Source organism: Sphaerisporangium sp. NPDC005289, assembly GCF_040607455.1.
Taxonomy (GTDB): domain Bacteria; phylum Actinomycetota; class Actinomycetes; order Streptosporangiales; family Streptosporangiaceae; genus Sphaerisporangium; species Sphaerisporangium rhizosphaerae.
Map to the genome: position 1 here is coordinate 5637 of NZ_JBEXGS010000052.1, position 2929 is coordinate 8565.

1 protein-coding gene is annotated in these 2929 nt (G+C 70.7%); it reads left to right on the forward strand.

Features of this window, described 5'->3' with window-relative positions; all coding sequences use genetic code 11:
* Positions 1 to 2929: SDR family NAD(P)-dependent oxidoreductase (locus ABZT47_RS40140; protein ID WP_354854019.1), on the forward strand; the 2929-nt coding region annotated here is incomplete at both ends.

Sequence of the window (2929 nt, forward strand, 5' to 3'; positions counted from 1 at the left end):
CCGCGACCAACGGAAGCACCGGAACCACCGCGACCATCCAGACCGAAGCAGCCGGACGGGCCGATTCCGCCGCTTCCACAGGTTCCACCGGTTCGGCCGATTCAGGTGCGGGTGGTTCGGCCGGGTTGCGGGTCGGGTATCTGGATCTGCCCACTTACCCCTTCCAGCGGCGGCACTACTGGCTGCAGCCCGCCCCCGCCGGTGACCCGGCCGCTGTCGGCCAGAGCGCCGCCGACCATCCGATTTTGGGTGCGGTGGTGGAGCAGCCCGACGGCGGCGCCATCCTGACCGGCCGGCTGTCGCTCACCGCTCAGCCCTGGCTGGCCGATCACGCCATCAACGCCACCCCGATCCTGCCCGGCACCGCCTTCGTCGAACTGGCCCTGCGCGCCGGAGACCAGGTCGGCTGCCCCACCATCGACGAACTCACCCTGCACACCCCCCTGCCCATCCCTGGTACCCACCACCACACCATCAAGGGCACCGCCGGCGCTGACGGCACCGGCGACACCAGCATCCGCGACACCGGCAGCGATGGCGTCGTCGTGCAGGTCACCGTGACCGCGCCAGGCCAAGACGGCCGACGCCAGATCGCCATCCACTCCAAAGACGACCACGGAGAGTGGACCCGGCACGCCACCGGCACCCTCACCTCCACCCCGACTACCACCTCCGCCGACGCGGACGCGGCGGCGGAGCTGAGCCAGGCCTGGCCTCCGCCGGGTGCTGAGCCACTGGACACCATCGGCTTGTACGACCGCCTGGTCGACCACGGTTACGGCTACGGCCCCGCCTTCCACGGCCTCACCCACGCCTGGAAACACCACGACGACCTCTACGCCGACATCACCCTCCCCGAACAAGCCGGACAAACCACCCGATACGGCATACACCCCGCCCTCTTCGACGCGACGACGCACGTGGCACTGCTGGCCGGGGAAGGTGCCGGGAAGGGCGGTCCGCTGATCCCGTTCAACTGGAACGGCGTCACCCTGCATGCCATCGGCGCCACTGCGCTGCGCGTACGGCTGCACCCGGAGCCGGATGGTGGGTTCCGGCTGGACCTGGCGGACCCCGCCGGCCGGCCGGTGGCCACCGTGGAGACGGTGGCATCGCGGCCGGTGGCCGAGACGGATCCGTCGGCGCCGACCGGGGCGTCGGTGGCGCGCTGGCTCACCGAGGTGGTGTGGCGACCGCTGACCGGAGCCTCCGCCGCCGATAACGGGGGAGAGCCGGCGCTGCGTGACGGCGCCGCCGTGGTGGACGCCACCGGCGGTGCCGGCGACGACGCCGGTGACCTGCCGGACAAAATACGGCGCCGCGTTGGGGCGGTGCTGGCGGAGCTTCAGGACCGGCTGGCCGAGGAGGACCCGCGACCCGTGCTGGTCGCCACGCGGGGCGCGGTCGCCGTGACCGACGGAGAGACGCCGGACCCGGCGGGCGCGGCGGTCTGGGGATTGGTGCGAGCAGCCCAGCAGGAACACCCCGACCGGATCACGTTGGTCGACCTGGAGCCGGTGCGGACGAGAGGGCGCGCCGCAGCCGCTGATGGGACTGCCGCACAGCCGGACCTGAGCACCCTGGAGATCTCGGCGCTGCCCGGTGACGAGCCGGAAGTGGCCATCCGCGGTGACCGGCCATGGGTACCCCGGCTGGAGCGGGCCCGTCTCGGCGAGGAGCCCGTTGCGGCTTGGCCGGTCGATGGGACGACGTTGGTCACTGGTGGTACCGGTGGGTTGGGTGCGTTGGTGGCGCGGCATTTGGTGGCGGTGCATGGGGTGCGGCATCTGTTGCTGGTCTCTCGGCGTGGTTTGGACGCTTCTGGGGCGGTTGAGCTGCGTGATGAGCTGACCGAGTTGGGTGCCGAGGTGTCTGTCGCCGCGTGTGATGTGGCCGACCGGGATGCCCTCAGCGCGTTGCTGGAGGGGGTTGGTGGGGTGTGGCCGTTGCGTGCGGTGGTGCATGCGGCGGGGGTGGTGGATGACGGGGTGGTTTCGTCGTTGTCGGCTGGTCGGGTGGATGCGGTGCTGCGGCCGAAGGTGGATGCGGCGTGGCATTTGGATGAGTTGACGCGCGATGGTGGTGTGTCGCGGTTTGTGGTGTTTTCTTCGCTGGCTGGGACGTTGGGTGCGGCGGGGCAGGGGAATTATGCGGCGGCCAATGCTGCGGTGGATGCGTTGGCGTTGGGTCGGGTGGCGGCGGGTTTGCCGGGGGTGTCGTTGGCGTGGGGGGTGTGGGACGCCGAGGGGGGTATGGCGGGTCGGTTGTCTGATCGGGATCGGGAGCGGATGGTGCGGGAGGGGTTGGTCCCGCTGTCGGCTGGTGTTGGTTTGTCGGTTTTGGATCGGGTGGTGGGTGAGGGCCGGCGGGGTGTGGTGGTGGCGGCCGGGTGGTCTGTGAGTTCGTTGCGGGCTCAGTCGGCGGAGCGGTTGCCGGCGTTGTTGCGTGATCTGGTGGGTGTGCGGCGCAGGGCCGCGCTGGATGCTCCGGTTGGTGCTGGTTCGTTCGCTGATCGGTTGGCTGAGTTGCCTGCCGCGGAGCGTCAGGCAGCGGTGACGGAACTCGTACGCGCGCAGGCGGCTGCAGTGCTGGGGTACGGCGCGGCCGAGTCGGTCCCGGTGGATCGAGCCTTCCAAGAACTGGGCGTCGACTCGCTGATGGCGGTGGAGCTGCGGAACCGGCTGGGCCGGGCGGTCGGGCTCACCCTGCCGGCGACGCTGGTCTTCGACCACCCATCGGTGAACGCGCTGACGGACTTCGTGCTGCGCCGGCTGCTGGGCGGGCAGGCCGACCAGCGGAGGACGCGGCGTCCGGCGGCGGTCACCGACGATCCCATCGCGATCGTGGGGATGGCTTGTCGTTATCCGGGTGGGGTGGATGGTCCGGAGCGGTTGTGGGGGTTGTTGGTCGGTGGTGTGGATGCGGTGGG